The organism is Pseudomonas sp. SZ57 (assembly GCF_009495975.1).
In the GTDB taxonomy this organism is placed as follows: Bacteria; Pseudomonadota; Gammaproteobacteria; order Pseudomonadales; family Pseudomonadaceae; genus Aquipseudomonas; species Aquipseudomonas syringae.
On sequence record NZ_WIBD01000003.1, the window covers coordinates 194072 to 212569 of the forward strand.

Below are 18498 nucleotides of genomic sequence, written 5' to 3' on the forward strand. Positions count from 1 at the left end.
GGGAATGATTCAGCGCAGCAGGTGTTGATTGTGGCTGTGCAGGGCGTGGACGACACTCATTGCAACGTCTTCCTGAGGCATGGAGCCAGCGATGAGCGAGTCAGTGCGTTTTGACGATAAAGTCGTGATTGTGACCGGCGCAGGGGGTGGGCTGGGTCGGGCTCATGCGCTGCTGTTTGCGAAACACGGCGCGCGAGTGGTGGTCAACGACCTGGGTGGTTCGGCGCACGGCGAAGGGGCCAGTGCGTCTGCTGCCGATCGCGTCGTGGCCGAGATTCGCGCGGCAGGTGGCACTGCAATAGCCAATCATGATTCGGTCACCGAGGGCGGCCGCATTGTGCAGCATGCGCTGGATGCATTCGGTCGCATCGATGTGCTGGTCAACAACGCTGGCATCCTGCGTGACAAGACCTTCGCCAACATGGAGGACGCCGACTGGGACCTGGTCTATCGCGTCCATGTCGAGGGCGCCTACAAAGTCACCCATGCCGCCTGGCCTTATCTGCGCGAGCAGAATGGCGGACGGGTGATCTTCACGTCATCGACATCCGGTATCTACGGCAACTTCGGGCAAGCCAATTACGCGACGGCCAAGCTGGGGCTTTACGGGCTGACCCGCACCCTCGCGCTGGAAGGTCGCAAGCACCGTATCTTCGTCAACGCCATAGCGCCAACGGGCGGCACACGCATGACCGAGGGGCTGATCCCCGCCAATGTCTTCGAGCTGCTCAAGCCCGAACTGGTCAGCCCGCTGGTGGTGTACCTGTGCAGCGAACAATGCCAGAGCAGCGGCGAGCTGTTCGAAGTGGGTGGTGGCTGGATCGGCAAGGTCCGCTGGCAGCGCAGTCAGGGAGCCTGTTTCGACCCGCAGACAGGCTTCAGCCCGGAAGACGTCGCGGCGCAGTGGCAGGTGATTGGTGATTTCGCCAACGCAGCCCACCCTGCCGACACTGGCGAGGCGTTGCAGGAAATGATGGCCAACCTGCAGAAGTACGTTACATAAACAGCCTCTGGCAGTTGCTGCAAGACCGCGGTTATCAGTTGCGCGTGCGCGCTTATTCACGCTGACGGCTTGATTATGTGTGAGAAGTTTCACTGAGTTATGTAAGTGCTGTCTTGTGACGCGGTAAGGCGGGTATGGATTTTTTCACGCCTATCAATCATGCCGTGCTGGCCCCGATATGAAGTCTGAACACATTCATATCCGGAGTGACACATGGCCAAATCAATATGGGGCGACTTTCCGCCGGTAAGCGTCGCGGCGCCTCCTGAGCGCGTCAAGGTCAAGAAGGCTGCGGCACAGGTAACCCAAGTGCTTCAGGAGGTGGGCGAAAACTCGATTGCGCTCAATTCGCTGGCGATGGAAAAGCGCAAGATGAAACCGCTGTTCAAGGGCTTCAACCCCGAACAGATAACCCCCAAGGATCTCAACAGAGCGGGGATGATCCTGTACAAGTTCGGCATGATCGATAATCACACCGCCGAGTTGATGAGTCGCGCAGGCGATGAGTTCGACAAGCAAGGCAAGCTGGTCGACCCCAGCAAGGAAATCAACGCGCTGGAGTTTTTTGCCAATCGGATCATCGACATGAAAGAGAAAGCGCTGAGCGGTGATCCCTATGCCAACGCGCTATTGCCTGACTACATCAAGACCATCCATATCCTGCAGAATCTTCAGGTGTTTGCCGAGTCGGGTGACAGTTACGAGATGCGCAAGATCAAGGACATGGAAAACAAGGGGCTGATCAAAAGAACGCCGAATGCCAAGGGCTGAGGCACGTTGCACGGCGTAAACGCGCAGCGCGTTAAAACCTGTGGGCAATAAAAAAGGCCGCTGCACAGAGACCTGCACGGCGGCCAAACAAAACGCAGGATCAAGGGAGCTTGCAAATCCACGTCGATTTAACGCGCGCAGGTTAACCGCCATCACGCGCCTGAAAAATCCCCGCGCAGGATATGCAGCATTACCCGGCAGGTAACAATTCACAGCGAATGAGCAGGGTGCTCAATGAACGCGGTGGTTTGCCGGTAAGCGGCTCAGACGCTCGGCCAGCTGGAGTCTTTGCAGTGGGTCTTCACTGAGCAGCAGCGCGCGTTCCAGATCGAAGCGTTCGGCCTGCGGGCATTCGAGAAACTGGTACAGACTGGCGCGGGCCAGGTGATCGCTGCTGGTGGCCTGGCCCAGTTCGACGATGCGGTCGGCATCCTTGAGCGCCGCGAGAACATTATCGTTGATCTGATGCAGGTGCCGCAGGTTGCGTGACAACCGTTGCAGCATGCTGGTCGGGGTGGCGCGTGTCATATGCTCGGCGCGCAGCTTCATGGTCGGGCCGAACTGCCTGATCAACAGCTCGCGGCAGTCGGCGGGATAGAGCCTGCGCCCGCTGCAAGGGTCGAGCAGGTGATCGGCACCCGGCACGCGCAGCAGGAAGTGACCCGGGAAGTTAACGCCTTCCATGGCGATGTCCAAGCGCCGTGCGATCTCCAGCGCGATCATTGCCAGCCCCAGCGGCTGGCCTCGACGCTGCTCCACGATCCTGTGCAAAAGGGCCGAATCGGGTTTGGGAGGGTTCCAGTCATCCTGCTGAAAACCCAGCGCGTTGAGCTGGCGCAACAGCGGTTGCGCGAGTTCAGGCGCAGGCAGGACAGGCAGCGCCGCGCTTATCTGGCGTTGCAAGCGATCCATTTCGCTCATTACCTCATGCCACGCGAAGTGCGCGTCATGTTCGGTCGACACCCATAACGCAGCTTCAAACACCAAGGGCGGTGTCTGTTGCAGGCAGGCCAGGCAATGCTGACGTGGCGTCATGGACCACTCCGTGGGGCTCGAAATCCAGTGCGAAGACTCTTTGTAGCCCTGTGCGCGAATTTCGTCCAGCGCCACTTGTTTCTACTTGTTCAGGGCTTCTATCAGGTCGGGTGTCACATAGTGCGGACCGTCGAACAGATACAGCGGATAGCCATCGAAGGCGGCGATCTGCGGTTTCAGTTCGGCCGCCGTTGCCGGGCGGAAGCCGCCACCGACCTGCGGGCGAAAAGCTTCGACGATGATTCTCACGCGATTCTTGCCCAGCCGTTTGCGCAGCGCGTCGGCGTAGGTCCGGGCAACCGGAGCGGTGCGCGCATAGACACCCACGCCATCCTGAAAGAACACGCCGATATCGTCCGGCAGCCAGGTTTTCAGCCAGTCCGCCGTGGCAGCGGGCCCGATATTGGCGCCATCGTAGACGCTGATCCACAGTGGTCTGGGCAGTTTCGCCAGCAGTGCCGGTAACTCCTTGGCACGACTCCAGCTGGGGTCGACCTCGGCGGGGAAGTACCAGCCGGTGACATTGAGCGGCGTTTTCACCTTGGCCAGTTGTGCCGAAAGCACCGCCAGTTGCTCGATATTGTCCCGTGAGCGGGTTTCGCTGAAGTACCCGGCCAGCCCGAGGATCACCTCCTGCGCCCACGGCTCCTTGCCGATGCGTGTCCAGTCCGGCAACACGGGCACGCTGGTCATCGGCGTGCCCGGTATGAACGCCTGGTCATCGACCGCCGTCCACTGCACGAGCAATTGCCGTGCGCCGAGCCTGTCCCAATTGCCGCTAATGCCTACCGTCGCGTTATCCGGTTGCCAGACGATGCCGACCACGCCCGGGCCCTTGGGCTGGATCAGCACATACAGCTCGCTGGTGCCGAGGGCGATCGCCCCCACCAGCAAGGCGGCCAGCGAGGTCTTGACCAATGTTGCCTGTCGCAGCAGTGCGGCCAGAGCCTTCAAATATTACTCCCTGATGGGGGACGGGCGCGGGTCACCACGAGAACGTCATGCGTGCGAAGACGCCTTCTGCGCGGTCATCGCCAAACACTTTCTCGCGGTACTGCACGGAGAAGTCGACATACGACTGCGGCGCCTTGTATTTGTCCTCGCGGAACCAGTAACGCACGCCCGTACCGACGCCAAGCCCGCCAGCATTACCCGATGATGTGCTGCTACGGCCGAGACTGTCGACCTCACTGCGCATCTTCGAATCGTAGTCCACTGCGGCGACCACATGGGGAAACACCACCAGCCGCGGGCTGATGCTGTCCAGACGGAAGCTGCGCCCGACCTGCCACTCACTGTTGAAGTAGTTGCGCTTGTCCTGCAGATAGCGCCCGCCTTCAGCGTACAACTGCGAAGTCCACCAGCTCGGTACATCGACGCGCAGGTCGGTGCCGATGCTCGAGCCGTAGCCCAGGCGCACCAGCCAGTCGCCATCGGCGTTCGAGTTGCCCAGCGGGAAGGTGCGTTCGAAGGCGCCGATCACGTTGACTGCGCTGAACGGCTTGACCCGGATACCGAGCGCGCCCTGCAAGGCGTCCGCGCCTGTGTCGGAGTCGCCTTCCTTGCTCCACAGCGTGTCGGTGACGCGTCCGTAAAGCTCGACGAAGCGCGCATTGCGGTAACCGAAGGGGCGCCAGAACACTTCGGTACTGTTCTGCACGCTGTCATTGCTGCCGCCGGGCGCGCCGCTCAGGCCGCTGCTGGTGCTGGCACCCCGATAAGTCGTGGTGTTGGTCAGGCCCCATTCTCGGGACAGATCAGAAACGGCACGTCGCGTATCGAACACCTGTTGCGCGGGCATCTGCAGATCGCCGGTCTGCTGATAATCGAGCACGCGCTTGAAGTAGGCGATGGCCTGCGCATCATTCGACGTGCGCATCGCGCTGTAGGCGGCATCCTGCACTTCGCGTGGCTTGAGGCCGGACTGACGGTCGACACGCTTGAAGGTATCCAGCGCGCCTTGATCATCGCCTGCCTGGCTGAGGAAATAGGCAATCTGCACTTCATCGCCGGGTTGCAGTTGGCCCGCATCGCGAGCTTGCTGCAGACATTGCAGCGCCTCACTCGGCTGGCCCATGGCGGCATACAACGAGGCCTGTTCACGCAGTGGCAGGTTGCCGACCGCCATGGCCTGGGCGAAGTCCTGACGTGCACCGTCCTGATCGCCCAGGCGCTGACGCATTTGCCCGCGCTGGACGAGCAGGGTAGCGTCGTTGCCATTCAGCGCCAGCGCTTCGGTGGCCGCAGAGCGCGCTTCGGCATACTGCCCCTGGGCAATCAGGGCGCTGACCAGCAGCTTTCTGTAGGCCATCTGTTTCGGAAAACTGCGAACGGCCTCCCGCGCCTCGCTGACTGCGGTGTCGTTATCGCCGCGTGCCAGAGCCTTATAGCCGGTGGCTGCCTTGTCGACTGCTACCTGCTCCTGAATCGCCTGCCGACGACGCGTCAGGACCTCTTGCGGCCCCAATGCCTGCTCGGCATCGTTGATGGCTGCCTGTGCTTCGTCCAGACGCTGCTGACGTTGCAGCGCCTCGATCAGCATCATGCGGTAATCGAGGTTCTTTGGTGCCTGGGCAATGGCCGTGCGCGCATGACTGGCCGAGCCGTCATAGTCGTGCCTGGCATAGGCACGCAGCGCCTGATTGCCTTCCAGATAGCCAGGCTTGGGGCGTGTCTTGTAAGCGCGTTGCGGGTGATCGCGGCGGTACTTGTCGCGTTCGGCCAACGTAATGAGGTCACGCAACTGCTGAGCGTCACCGCGCTGACGCAACGCTTCGTTCGCCTTGGCGATGGCCAGGTCGTAATCCTTGCGGTTGTAGGCCATGTAGGCTTCGTTGGCGATGGCATAGGCGGGTCCGGTCAACGGCAGGGGCAGTGTCTCCGCCTGGCTGAGCGGTGCGACAAGACCCAGGCCGCTCACCAGCAGCGACAGGATGAAGGGGCGCTTCATAGTGGCTGCTCCGTTTGATCGTCAGATCGGTAATGGTTGTGCTGACGTGCCACAGCCTGTTCGATGGTTTCTCTGGGCAGCACGCCGATGTCGACCAGGTAGTCGCCGATGCGGCCATGCACATGCGGGCGGTAGCCGAGCATGGCTTTCTGGAACACGTCGCGGTCCAGCAGGCCTTGCTCGATGAGCAGATCGCCCAGCAGCGGTGCTCTGGGTGGAAGCGGCTGACCCTCGACCACCTGAAGCTGACGCAACTGCGCGACGATGTCGCTTTCACGGGCAATCAACTGCACCGGCTCGGCACCCAGCTGTTCGGTAATCTGCTGCAGACCATCAGGCGGCAGCGGGCTGGCCACTGCAATTTCCTGGCGCCCCAGCGCATTCATTTGCAACGGCACGACACGCCAGCGCAGGCAGAACTCATCGGCCAGCACACTGCTGTCGGCACGCTTGCTGGCAATGTCGAACACCCGCGGCAGGTCGTTCTGAAAAGCGATGGCCTCGGCAAGGGTTTCATCGTCGAGCCAGCCGTGGCTAAGCAAAATCCTGCCCAGGGGCACCTGACGGGTTTGCTGTTCAGCCAGTGCGGTCTGCAGTTTTTCGTCGTTGATGGCTTGCCAGGACAACAGCACGCTGCCCAGACGGCGGGGCGCGACGGCAATCAGGTCGGAAGACGGGAAGTCGTGCATGGTCTTGTCCCAGACCAGCTTGCGGTTGAGCACCTTGCCCACCAGAAACATCCGCCAGGCCCGCGCCGCAGCCATGAAGTTGACGAAGTTGCCGACCACCATGCGCGGTATTGACAGCAAACCGTGCTGCCAGCCGTAAAGCACGGTGGTGAAGTAGCAGCGATGCAGTATCCGCCACAGCAATGCGATGCCGTTGGCCACCAGCAGATACTGAATCAGGCCGGTGGTTTCAAAAGGTGTCGGAAAGCTGGTGTTCCAGACTCCGCTGGAGCGCAGCACAATCAGCGCCAGCAACTGAATGAGAATGGCATAAGCAAGGATGCTGACGAATGACGTGACCACACCCTTGCGGTCTCGAAACAGCAGGTATCGGTTGGCCAGCGAGCCGGTCCAGCCCATTTGCTCCCAGCCTTGCAAGCCGATACCCAGCGTCCAGCGCGCTTTCTGGCGAAAGGCGGTGCGGAAGGTGTCCGGGAAGAATTCGCGCACGCACAGCGGCATTTCCAGCGTCGACTCATAAGGCTTGCGGAACCACGATTTGCGCAGCACCCGAAATTGCACCGGGAAGCGTACGAAGATCGCCTGCATGCCGTACTTCGCCAATCGCGCGCCGACGTCGTAGTCCTCGGTCAGGCTTTCGGTATTGAACGGCTGGTTCTGGTTTTCATCCGCCAGCACCATCAGCGCACGTCGCGAGAAACATGTGCCGACGCCAGCCGAAGGCACGGTGTCAGTCATGCTTTCGCGTACCACCAGGTCCTTGCCATGCCATTCGGCGAACTCGTCCATGTAGGTGCCGGCCACCCATTCGTACCAGTTGCGTTCCAGCGACACGACCGGCAACTGGATCATGTCCTTGCGTGGCAGCAGGTAATTGAACAGGCGCAGTTCAAGCGGGTGCAGCACATCTTCGCTGTCGTGCAGGATGGTCCCGGCGAACTGTACGGAATGAGTCTTCTCGTACAGAAAAATCGCCTGGATCACCCAGTTCAGGCAGTCGGCCTTGCAGGTCGGGCCGGCGTGCGGCACCTCCACGCGGTGCAACTGCTTGTAGCGGCGACGCATGCGCTCGACTTCATCGATGGTGCGCTGGTCGTTGATGTAAGTGCCGACGAACACCACGTAGTTCTGATAGTCGAGCGTCGACACCATGTTTTCGATCATCGGCGCGATGACGTCGTATTCCAGCCAGGCCGGGACCATGATCGCCAGAGGCTGCTCGTCGCGGGCAATCAACTGCTCGGCAGTCAGCGGCCGGTAGCGGCGTTCGGCGGTGAACTTGCGGTACAGCCGCCGCGACCAGTACCAGATATCGATGAACAGGTCATCGATACTCGATACCAGAATGATCAGCCCGACAACGATCGTCGCGACTTCCAGCACGCTGTAGTAATGGGCCAGCCAGTAAGGCCAATAGAGCGACGTCATTGCGGCGGCCTGTTACGAGCGATTGCGACGGGCGCTACGGCCAGCCAGCAACAGAATGAGAAAAAGTACGATGCCGGCCGGGATCAGCCATAGCAGCGAAGGTTTGCGCCAGGCGTCGATGCCGGTGCTTTCCTCCTCCTCGATCATCTGGCTACCGGTCGGGTCCTTGGCGTCGAAGGTGGCGATCGGGCCGCTGTCAGCCAGCACCGCGGCGTTGCCACGTTCCAGCAGTACCGGACGTTCGAAAACCGGGGTCTGACCGCCCAGCGTGCGATAGATCATGCCGTGCTGGCCGCCTGCTTCGATCACTTGCAGCGAAGCCAGGTGGTTGAGCGACTTGAGGTCGAGCAGCGTCTGCTCTTTGTGGTTGATCAGCAGATGCCCGTCGTTGCTGGCCTTGACCGACTCGGCGCCGTCCTTGATGGGCAGTTCGAAGGCCAGGAAAGACTTGGCCGGGGCTACGGCTACGCTGGCGTCATCGCTGACGCTGAGCTGTGCGCGCAACGGCGAGACGCCGGAGGCGCTGGCAATACGGATGACTTGCGGCAGGCTGCTGGCCGGGTGTTCAAGGTAGCCCTTGGGCACCATGATCTGCGTGTCGGTGGCGAAGCGTGCCGCCATGCCCGAGAAGTTTTCGTCAGGCGTGACCTTGTCCAGCACGATGTGGCTGGTCGGCAATACCGAGATCGGGAACGCCTGCGGCGTTTCCAGGCACTGGTTGCTGACCGGTTGACGCTGGAAGGACACGCGCAGGACGTTCTGCGCCGCCAGTGCGTACTGCGGAATGCGCGCTTCGATGCGTTCTTTCTTGCCATCGGCCGTCAGTTGCATCGCGCCGATCAGGTAATCGTTGAGGAACAGCGTGGCAACCGGCGGGGTCCCCGATGCGCCGGGGGCGGCAGCGATATCGATCATCGCAGTCACCGGTACACGACCGTCATAGGCAACGCTGCCCAGCGGGAACGAGGCGCTCCAGTCGGTTTTTGCCAGTACGTCCACCGTGCCGGGCTTGCCACCCAGGCGGGTCAGCGCGACGCGACCATCTTCGCTCAGAGGCATGGCGGCTTCTTCACCGATGGTCAGCTGGCGATTGCGCGCCAGTTTGTTCCACGCCGAACTGAACAGGCCGATAGCTTTGTCGGCCGACTCCGGCTTGATCATCAGCAGTGCGCGATTGCCCAGCAGGGCCAGACTCACGTCATCCCCGGTGCTGTTGGCGAGCGGCTTCTTGATGTGGCGTTCGCGCCATTGGCCCAGTGCGCTGGCCGCCGAAGCGTCCAGGCCCTGCACCTGCGCCTGGAGAGCGTCCATGGCGTCGTCGATTGCCTTGAGCAGCTGTGGATCGCTGATCGCCAGGTCGGCCTGCAATGCAGGTGTCTGGCCGAGCATCAGCAATGCACCGATTTCCGCCGGGTCGCGCAGGGTGTACTGGCCCTTGCCTTCGAGCCCCGCAAACGCCGGAATCTGTTTGAGTTCAGCCGGAATGGTCAGGCCGGTCAGGTCCACGCTGTCCTGCACCGCAGGGAACGGCAGAATACGCGCCTGCTTGCCGATGCGCTCCAGCGCTACGCCCAGACGCCAGGCGGCATCGTAGCTGGCGTTCGACAATGTGCCGGGTGCGACCAGCAGGCCGGGTTTGCCGGGCAGTGCGTTCCATACCGCGCCGACGTCCTGCAACTGGCTGGCGTCATAGCTGTACGTCAGGCGCGTGTGCGGATCGATGCGCAACACGTTGCCGATCGCGCGTTCGTCTTCGCAGAGCACTTTCGAGATCACCGACGACCAGGCAATCCCCAGCCGCACCGAGCCGTTTTCGCGCGCTGCCTTGTCGACGCCCAGCGTCGCACTGGCGTTGCCCTGTTCTTCATTGAGGCCCAGCGCACGTACCGGATAACCGTCCAGCGACAGCAGCAGCGTGTTGCGGCCTGCCTCGCCGTTCAGGTAGCTGGCATCGAAATTCAGCGTGGCCTCGGTCAACGGCACATTGGCTGGCACCGGCAGGTACAGCTCGCGGCGGGCATCGGTGGCATTGAGGATGATCGGGCGATCAATACCCAGCTCCCTCAGCTCGACCACGCGCTCCTGGCGATTGTCGGCAGTGATTCGGTTGATCGCCTGGGTCAGCGGGCTGTCGGCAGCCAGGGCGAATGCAGGCATCAGAGCCAGCAGGCTCATCCCGCAGGCAAGTACGCCAAACGCGCCCATGTTTACGGCAACGGAAGATTTCATCGTGCAGATCTCGGTAAAGGCTCAAGGCCATTGGGTCTTGATACAGGCTGCCGGTCTGCTACAACGTTTTTCGGGCACTCGGTCTGAACCGGGTGCCCGTATTGTTTGCGGACTGCTTCCTGCGGATTTTTTAGGGTGTGTCTGCGCTATCTGCGCGACCGTTGTGCTAGCTGGCCATCGAGCGCAACTCTGCATGTTCGTGCTGCGGCTTGATTCGTGTATCCAGGTGCCTGTCCATCGAATCCTGGCGCTGACGCGGCAGCTCGGCGACAAACTCATCCACCGGGCGACCCATCAGGGCATCGACGATCCGTGAACTGGCTTTGCCGTCGCCATAAGGGTTGGCCGAGCGGGAGGCGTTCTGCCACAGGGCATCATCATCAAACAGGGCGTTCACGCCACGAATGATGGCGTCCGTCTCGGTACCCACCAGGCGCACGGTGCCTGCCGCGACCGCTTCCGGGCGCTCGGTGACATCGCGCATGACCAATACCGGTTTGCCCAGCGACGGCGCTTCTTCCTGCACGCCACCGGAGTCGGTGAGGATGACGTGGGCGCGTTGCATCAGGCGCACGAACGACAAGTAGTCCAGCGGTTTGATCAGGTGCACGTTGGGCAGGTCGCCCAGGTGCTCGGTCACCGGCCCCAGTACGTTGGGGTTCAGGTGCACCGGGTAGACGATCTGTATGTCGTCGCGTCTGGCAAGCTCGCCCAGCGCCTTGCAGATATTGAGGAAGCCGTCGCCGAAGTTCTCGCGACGATGACCGGTCACCACCAGCACCCTGCGCTCGGGCACCAGGAACGAAAACTGGCGATCAAGGGCATGGCGCAGCTGACGGTTGCTGTCGATTCGTTGCGCGGTCAGGTGCAGGGCGTCGATCACGGTATTGCCGGTCACGAACGAAATGCCCTGCAAACGCTCGCCCAGCACGTTGCGGCGCGACTCGGCGGTGGGAGCGAACAGGTGATCGGAAATCAGATCGATGCAACGACGGTTCATCTCTTCAGGCCATGGCTGACGGATGTCTCCGGTGCGCAGACCTGCTTCGACGTGGCCGATGGGGATGCGGCGATGAAAGGCCGACATGGCCGCCACCATGGCTGATGTGGTGTCGCCGTGAACCAGCACTTTGTCCGGCTTCATCTCGTCCAGAATCGGGTCGATCGCCGCGTAAAGCGCAGCGGTCAGCGAGTTCAGCGTCTGATCCGGGCGCATGACATCAAGGCTGTAGTCGGCTTTGAGCTCGAACATGTCCAGCACCTGTTGCAGCATGCTTTGATGCTGCCCGGTAATGCAGATTCTTGAGTCGATACCTGGCTCTGCAGCCAGTGCTCTGACCAGGGGAGCCATTTTGATGGCCTCCGGACGAGTACCGAAAATGGAAAGGACCTTCATTCTGGGGTGCAGACCAGCCATTATTTCCTCCCGCGCCCTTAGCGCGTCGCACAGCAGCAAAAACCAGACTGAGAACAGCTTGGTCAGCTTGCGAGTTGATGAGTTTCTCGGGCGGAAAGATCGGAGTTTGTGGCTCGATGTTCACTTCAGTGTGAATGTAGCAATATGCCTTGTTACCCGGATTTGTCGGAATTATTAACAGAACAGGATAATAAAGCAAAACGTTTTATTAAGTATTTTTCAAAGTAACAATGAGTAGGAACTTTGGAATTTCACCACGGTCAGTACAGGGTTAAATTTTTTGAGAGCTGCCGTTTGGGCCAATGAATACGGGGTTTTCAAGGGCTTCTGGAACGCTTTTTCAGCTGTTTTGAATGCCGGCTTGCCACGCGTAGTTATGAGTGATGGCAAAAAGTTCCAACAAAACTAGCAGCGCTGAGGTGTGCGTCACTACAGCAGAATCCTGACGCCTGTTTAATGACAGGAAGAGAGAAGGGGTTCACAAAAATGACGCTGATATAATGACGGTTGGGAACTTTGATCATGTATCGAGTTTGACACGCTGACGGGAAGACGGGATGTTAGGAAAGGGCTTAGATGCTGTTCAAGTTGTGCGGCATATACAGTATTGAGTTGTAGCAGCAATGCGGGTGATTGCCCAGCCATTAAATGAGAATGATTGGCGACCCCCTCGCAATGAGGGGAGTCGCAGCCCACAACGGAATCAGTCTTTCGCCTCGGCCGGTTCCGACAGCTCGCTGAGCGCGGTCGCGTTGTTCTTGAACGCCGCTGCGAACACGGCGCGATTCTTCGCCATGTAAATGCTCGCGTCCTCTGCATGCTTCTCCGAGATCCCCGGCACGTTCTTGATCAGGACGTCGGTGAGAAGCTCGGCCAGCTCGAGCATTTGGTCGTGCGCATCGGCGAGTTTACGGTCCACGAAAGTAGTCTCCAGATCGCGGGTACTGCGGTAAAGGGTTTCAACAGCCATTTTGGCCTCGTCGTCTTATCCAGTGTTGAAAGGGCTAGACCCGGACGTTCAGCGCTTTGTGCTCTGACCAGCGGGTATGCAAAGCATCGATCGTGCATGACCAGCGCGCCGGTCAGGTGTAGCGGGCTCTGCGTGAAGACCTTTAGGGAAGCTGGCCTGCGACGCAACAGCGAAAGCGATTTCTCGATTACTGTGTTTTTATACAGTAAAAGCCATGTGCCAATCAAGCCCTGCCTGAATAGTGGCGTTTACGCATCTTTTTTGCGCTGCAAATGTGCCTTGCGACAACCCGCCGCGCTCTCAACCATAGCCTATGGCCCTGTTCCTGCTTTAAAAAGCAGGCCACAAGGGTGTCACGAGTACCCGGCATCATCCGGTCGGCATAAACGAAGGTTCAGAGGTAACGCGTCATGGGGAACAAATGGGCAGTAAAGATAAGACACCGCGTGCATGCGCAGGCCGAGTCACTGGGCAACCTGTGTGTGGAGAGCTTCCACTTTCTGGCGCTGTTCGCGATCGGCGCGATCACTGCCTGGGCGTCAGTGGTTGCATTTCTGGGGATGGTCGAGAAAGGCAACGTCACGGTCGATGACATCCTGCTGCTGTTCATCTATCTCGAGCTGGGGGCGATGACCGGGATTTATTTCAAGACCAACCACATGCCCGTGCGCTTCCTGATCTATGTTGCGATCACTGCACTGACGCGCCTGCTGATTTCCGACGTGTCCCATCACAACCCACCGGACATCGGCATCATCTACCTGTGTGGCGGCATTCTGTTGCTGGCGTTTGCGATTCTGGTGGTGCGCTATGCGTCGTACAAATACCCGTCGGCGAAGATTCCCGATTCATCCAGCACCGTCAAAGGCGCGGTGACGGAAGAAAAGGGCGAAATCTGATCGAGGCAGCGGCGGCATCTGTGCACGATGCCGCCAGCACGCTGCTTATCAAAGAAGGCAATCAGTTCAGCCAGACCCCGGCACGCCAGTGCCAGCCGTCACCAGCGCTTTCCCAGTGCGGATGCACATAGTGATAGCCGGGTCGTTCGGTTTCCCAGTGGCCATGCACCGGCACGAAACGCTGGCCGTTCCAGTGCCAGTAACCGCGTGCCCATATATAGCCGGGACGAGGGGCCGGTTCCACCTCGACGACGCGTTCCGGTGGCGGTTGCGGCGCGATCACTTCTTCGACGTATTCATGATGGACGTGCGGTCGTTCATGGACCACACGCTCCTCGACACAGCCTGACGCTATCGCAAGTGATGCGATCAATACCCCATAACGTAAATACATGTTGCCTCCTCGGAATCACCCGCAGGTGCAGTGGCGCTGAACTCAGTGCCCAGTCGCTCGAATGTTTCTGCGCAAGGATTGTTGTAGCAGGATGTATCTGTACTTTTGCTGAAGAGGAGGGAGGGGGAATGATAGCGAAAGGCCGGTTTTACTGGGGGGAAAGCCCGTTCAGGCAGGCTGGAGAGTATTGAAAGGCATCAACCTGTTCTTGCTCCATGCAGCGCCTAAAACGGCACTGCACAGAGGGGGAGGGCAGGCGTGCATCAAGCCCCGGCATTCACTGTTGCCAGGCTCTGCGGCCATAGACCATTGGCCGGAACAGGGGTCTTTTTCAGCGTCGCGCCGTCGGTCATCGCCGCAAGGATCTTGATCGCGCTGTCGCCACGTTCGATGGCGATGCCGAATTGCACGCTTTCTATCAGCTTGCGCAGGCGTTGTGGGTCATTGCGTTGGGCAGCGCTGATCAAACGCTTGGCAACGACTCCGCGTTCGTTGGACAAGGTCAGCATGATGCTGCCGTCCAACCCTTGAATGCTCAGATTCACCCGATAGTCTGGGTGAAACGTGTCCGTGATCATCTGAAAAGGATTGTCCATATCATTCACCTGCTCAATGGTCTGCATAAGTTGACCGGGTAGTAGTCCTTTTGGTTCTCGACGACTGATCAGCGGTTGCGTTACTCCTGCGCTTGCTGCTGACGGTGTTGCTGTCGTCTTTCGCGTTGATGACAGGGTTTCGTTTAGAGAAGCTTTGACGCATTCACGACGTTCAGTTCGCGCCAGAAAGTGGCCGTCCTGATGGCCTGCCTCGTGGCGCGTACTACAGGGCTTTGCATGGTTCGGGCCATATTGCAGGGGCGATGCGCCACAAGCCGCCGAGCGGGAGCACTGCGCAGTCGCTTCCTGGTTGGCTTTGCTGCAGGACGAGCCGGTCAGTAGGGTTGAAAAAAGTGCTCTCCAAACCGGGCGACGAACAGCTCCCGGACATGGCCTGCTGCTCTCGCGAAAGCGTTTTGCTTATGACTTTTTCGAGTGATTGTCTGACACTCCGACAACCGAATCTTGACGTCAGAGATTCGTAAAGACGGGGTCGAAACCGTAATCGCCCACTGTCCAGTTTCTGACGTTGAGCGTCGTGCTGCGGAGCTGTTGAACACCTTTTGGTATGAACGGCAGACCCGCACGCTGATGGAGGGGAAGCGGGATGATTTTTTGCTCGCCGAGGGCGGTCAGGTGCAGCGCTCGGACTGTCCGATGCTGAATGTTAAATTCGATGGACGGCACCCGGCGATCAAAATGGCTGCGAGGCGAGCGATGGGTCAAGGTGGCCAAAGCTGTGCAGCGACCGTTTGTGGTGCGCTTGCCGGCCCGTGGCAAACAAAAAGGGCGAACCGTTGCCGGTTCGCCCTTTTCTTGCAAAACGTGTCAGTGAATCATCAGGTCAGACGAGCGGCTTCTTTCTCCTGCTCTTTTTCCAGAAATTCTTCTTCGAGCAGCGCGTCCGGGCTGACCGGATCTTCATCCTGTTCGGCGATGGTCGGTGCGGCGCCTCGTTTGCCGCGCAGTTTGCCAAACAGATGCTCGAGGGCGTGATCGAGTTTTACAGCAGCGCCATCCACAGCCTGATCTACCGTATCGGCCTTGTGGGAAACAGAAATAGGTTGGTGTCCTTTGGGGCGAGCTTCCATCTGGCACTTGATGTCGTGCGGGCCAGGCTTGTCGCCGTTTTCGTCGCGGATGTGGACTTCCACGCGGGTCAGGTTTTCATCGTAGTGTTCGAGCGTGCTTTCAACGGTGGTACGAACCCACTCCTCCAGTCGGATACTGCTTTCGATGTGATTATCGCTATTGACCTGGATTTGCATAGTTAATCCTTATTAGGGCTTGCTCGTGCGAGGCTGGACTGCATGATTCCTGTCGGAATCGTTTTCGTTTGCGCTCATTCACAGTGTTGGCGGCAATGGCCTGACAATTCAACCCCAATGTGTAAGAAATATTTCGCAGCAAAAAAGGGATGCCTTGGCGCGAGGCTGCGAATCAGGAGCGGACGCAGAGCGTCCAGAACGGCATTCCCATGCGAAGCGTGAGGAACGAGAAGTGTCCGGGCGAACACTTCTCTCGCGCTCCGGCGTCCGAAACTAGAACGCGACCGACGTCTGTACGTACACCGTGCGCGGTTCGCCGACGTATTTGCCGCGGTTGTTGTCGTCGAACGAGCGGGTGTAGTACTGGCGGTTGAAGATGTTCTTCATCCCGACCGCTACGTTGAGGTCAGACAGTTGCGGGCCGAAGTCGTAGTTGGCGCGTGTGCTGAACAGCATGTACCCAGGGATCTTGCCGGTGCTGCCGTCGGCGCTTTCAGCCGAAGTATTGGCGTTGTCGGCAAACTGGTCGCTCTGGAAGGAGCTGTCGAAATTGAGCTTCCACGGCCCTTCGGTGTAGCTGACGCCCATGGTGCCCTTGTGCTTTGACGAGAACGGCACGCGGTTGCCCTTGTTCGGGCCGTCTTCGCGGATCGTGGCGTCGACGAAGGCGTAGGTCGCGTAGACATCGTAGCCGGCCAGCACCGGGCTAAGGCCCTCCAGCGCATAGTTGACGCTGGTTTCGATGCCCTGATGACGCGTCTCGCCGCGTGCGATCACCGTGTCGTTGGTCTGGTTGCTGTCGTACTGGTTGTCGAAATTGATCAGGAACGCGCCGATCTCGGCCCGCAGGTTGCCATTGTCGTAGCGTGTGCCCAGCTCCCAAGTGCGGGCTTTTTCCGGTTTGACTTCATCGCCGGTGACGCGGTTAGGCATCTGGCTGTATTGCACACTGCCGAACGAGCCTTCGGTGTTGGCGTACAGGTTCCAGGTGTCGGTCAGGTGGTAAAGCACGTTCAACGCGGGCAGCGCAGTGCTGTAGTCGCCCTGGTATCGGGCGTTGGTCAGGTTGTTGTTCTGCGCGGTGTCGATCATCTCGTAGCGAATGCCCGGCGTGATGGTCCACTTGCCGATATCGATGCGGTCGTCGATGTAGAACGCATGCGCTTCGGTCGCTCCGCGTGTGTCGCGGTCATTGCGGCTGGCGGTGGTCGGCAGGTCGCCGGTGACCGGCTCGCGATAGCGCAGTTCGTGACCGGCCTCGTTGACATAGCGATAGCCAACGCCGACTTCATGCCAGGTTTCGCCCAGCGCAAAGCCTTGCGAGAAGCGTGTTTCCAGGCCACGCACCCAGTATTCGCGGGGCGACAGGGAGACGAAGCTGCCCTGATCCAGATAGCCGCTGCGCAGGGTCTTGGTGAAGAACGTGTTGGCGGTGAAGACGCGCGCGTCCTGTTCGTAGCGATAGCCGAAATTGAACATGGTGCGACGGCCCCAGAACTTGTCTTTCAGGCGTGTCGACTGGTACGGATCGGCATCGTAGTCCGCGACGCTGAGGCCACCGGGCATCTGCGCTTCGCCATCGTAGTACTGCGCCATGGCGTTGAGGCTGTTGGCGTCGTCGATCTGGTATTTACCCTTGAGGATCAGGTCGTCGATTTCGGTGTCGCTGTGCTCGCGCCAGTCGCCGCCGCGCACGCCGGAATACAGAATCGCGCCGCCCAGACCGTTGTCCGCGGTGCCGCCGGCCAGCAGGTTGCCGGTGGTCTTGAAGCCGTCGTGGCTGGAAGACGGGCTGGTCTCGGTTTGTATGCCGCCCTTGAGAGTGGGGGCGTCGGGGATCGCGCGGGTCACGAAGTTGACGATGCCACCCACGTTCTGCGGACCGTAACGGACTGCGCCACCGCCACGCACCACATCGACTGCGTCCATGTTGCCCATGCTTATCGGCGCAAACGACAGTTGCGGCTGGCCATAGGGCGCGAACGGCACCGGGATGCCGTCCATCAGCACGGTAGAGCGCGACGCCAGGCGTGGATTGAGGCCGCGAATACCGAAATTCAGCGCCATGTCATGGCTGCCGGTGCCGTTGTTGTCCGGCGCATTGACGCCTGGAATACGATTGAGTACTTCACGCGCCGACGTCGCGCCGACCCGCTCGAATTCCTCACGACGAATCACATCACGTGCGCCGGCATGCTCGAAAACGTTGGTTTGCTGTGCAGCGCCCAGCCAGTCACCGACCACCGTGGAAACCCCCAGCTCGATCGGCGCACCAGCCGTATTTGCCGATTGCAGGGTGAAGCCGTTATTGCCATCGGCCATGGCCTGCAGGCCGGTGCCTTCGAGCAAGGCGTTGAGGCCCTGCTCGGGCGTGTACTGACCTTCCAGGCCACGGCTTTTCAGGCCGCTGGTAATCTGCGAACCATAGGAAATCAGCACGCCGGACTCACGACCGAACTGGTTCAGCGCCGCTTCAAGCTCGCTCGGCGCAATGTGATACACCTTGGGTGCGACCTCGGCGGCCTGCACCATCGACAGGCTGCCGACCGAAAGGCTCGCGCCGAAAATGACATGGCGCAATGTGCGCACCAGCGGTGAAAGTTGAGTAGGGCGGGCTGACATGCGGGAGTCCTTTGACCGGAAGGTTGAGAGAGGCTTTCCCTGTCTGTCACGCGAGGATCGAAAAACAGCTCACGGTTTTTGAAAAAATTTTAGCCGGCCAGCGCAAATCTAACTGTCATCGTGCCGATGCTCAGCGTCGGCATGCAGTTCGTGACGCTCTGCGTCGTGCTACAGCGATCACTGCACACAAAGCGCTTTTCTACCCCGATGGCACAGACGACGCAGAG

The 18498-nt window shown here is 59.9% G+C and carries 15 protein-coding genes; 3 read left to right on the top strand and 12 right to left on the bottom strand.

Features of this window, described 5'->3' with window-relative positions; translation table 11 throughout:
* Nucleotides 1-91: 91 nt before the first annotated feature.
* On the top strand, nucleotides 92-1003 hold the full coding sequence (locus GE543_RS04565) for an SDR family oxidoreductase (RefSeq protein ID WP_153220900.1): 912 nt from the start codon (nucleotides 92-94) through the stop codon (nucleotides 1001-1003).
* 213 nt (nucleotides 1004-1216) lie between these two features.
* On the top strand, nucleotides 1217-1774 hold the full coding sequence (locus GE543_RS04570) for a hypothetical protein (protein ID WP_003415125.1): 558 nt from the start codon (nucleotides 1217-1219) through the stop codon (nucleotides 1772-1774).
* Nucleotides 1775-2005: 231 nt separating this feature from the next.
* On the opposite strand, the gene GE543_RS04575 is transcribed toward GE543_RS04570, so the two are convergent.
* The 7 genes from GE543_RS04575 to GE543_RS04605 form a co-directional block, all read right to left on the bottom strand.
* Entirely contained in the window at nucleotides 2006-2809 is an 804-nt protein-coding gene (locus GE543_RS04575) for a SirB1 family protein (RefSeq protein ID WP_153220901.1), read from the bottom strand.
* Between the two features lie 81 nt (nucleotides 2810-2890).
* Entirely contained in the window at nucleotides 2891-3763 is an 873-nt protein-coding gene (locus GE543_RS04580) for a hypothetical protein (protein WP_153220902.1), read from the bottom strand.
* Between the two features lie 31 nt (nucleotides 3764-3794).
* Nucleotides 3795-5759, bottom strand: a complete 1965-nt coding sequence (locus tag GE543_RS04585; RefSeq protein ID WP_153220903.1) for a tetratricopeptide repeat protein — start codon at nucleotides 5757-5759, stop codon at nucleotides 3795-3797.
* Nucleotides 5756-7876 (bottom strand): glycosyl transferase family protein, encoded by a 2121-nt coding sequence (locus GE543_RS04590; protein WP_153220904.1) that lies wholly within the window; start codon nucleotides 7874-7876, stop codon nucleotides 5756-5758. The genes GE543_RS04585 and GE543_RS04590 overlap by 4 nt, the downstream gene beginning before the upstream one ends.
* 12 nt (nucleotides 7877-7888) lie before the next feature.
* Nucleotides 7889-10105, bottom strand: a complete 2217-nt coding sequence (locus tag GE543_RS04595) for a cellulose biosynthesis cyclic di-GMP-binding regulatory protein BcsB (RefSeq protein ID WP_153220905.1) — start codon at nucleotides 10103-10105, stop codon at nucleotides 7889-7891.
* A 166-nt stretch (nucleotides 10106-10271) separates the two neighbouring features.
* Nucleotides 10272-11522, bottom strand: a complete 1251-nt coding sequence (wecB, locus tag GE543_RS04600) for a non-hydrolyzing UDP-N-acetylglucosamine 2-epimerase (protein ID WP_003408778.1) — start codon at nucleotides 11520-11522, stop codon at nucleotides 10272-10274.
* Nucleotides 11523-12225: 703 nt separating this feature from the next.
* A complete protein-coding gene (locus GE543_RS04605) occupies nucleotides 12226-12492 on the bottom strand; it encodes a YebG family protein (RefSeq protein ID WP_003365454.1) in 267 nt (88 codons plus the stop codon).
* A 410-nt stretch (nucleotides 12493-12902) separates the two neighbouring features.
* Here GE543_RS04605 and GE543_RS04615 point away from each other — a divergent pair, with 410 nt between their 5' ends.
* A complete protein-coding gene (locus GE543_RS04615; RefSeq protein WP_003316964.1) occupies nucleotides 12903-13391 on the top strand; it encodes a phosphate-starvation-inducible protein PsiE in 489 nt (162 codons plus the stop codon).
* A 61-nt stretch (nucleotides 13392-13452) separates the two neighbouring features.
* Here the strand turns inward: GE543_RS04615 and GE543_RS04620 are convergent, their stop codons facing one another.
* The 5 genes from GE543_RS04620 to fecA form a co-directional block, all read right to left on the bottom strand.
* The gene (locus tag GE543_RS04620; RefSeq protein ID WP_046236626.1) at nucleotides 13453-13785 is read right to left on the bottom strand and encodes a YXWGXW repeat-containing protein; all 333 of its coding nucleotides are present in this window, start codon (nucleotides 13783-13785) and stop codon (nucleotides 13453-13455) included.
* A gap of 263 nt (nucleotides 13786-14048) precedes the next feature.
* The gene (locus GE543_RS04625) at nucleotides 14049-14381 is read right to left on the bottom strand and encodes a DUF3509 domain-containing protein (protein WP_003415131.1); all 333 of its coding nucleotides are present in this window, start codon (nucleotides 14379-14381) and stop codon (nucleotides 14049-14051) included.
* Nucleotides 14382-14852: 471 nt separating this feature from the next.
* Nucleotides 14853-15116 carry a hypothetical protein gene (locus GE543_RS04630; RefSeq protein WP_235810302.1) on the bottom strand — a complete coding sequence of 88 codons (264 nt, stop codon included), beginning with the start codon at nucleotides 15114-15116 and terminating at the stop codon, nucleotides 14853-14855.
* Between the two features lie 104 nt (nucleotides 15117-15220).
* Nucleotides 15221-15649, bottom strand: a complete 429-nt coding sequence (locus GE543_RS04635) for an HPF/RaiA family ribosome-associated protein (RefSeq protein ID WP_003365451.1) — start codon at nucleotides 15647-15649, stop codon at nucleotides 15221-15223.
* Between the two features lie 273 nt (nucleotides 15650-15922).
* Nucleotides 15923-18271 (bottom strand): TonB-dependent Fe(3+) dicitrate receptor FecA, encoded by a 2349-nt coding sequence (gene fecA / locus GE543_RS04640; RefSeq protein ID WP_153220906.1) that lies wholly within the window; start codon nucleotides 18269-18271, stop codon nucleotides 15923-15925.
* Between the last annotated feature and the right edge of the window lie 227 nt (nucleotides 18272-18498).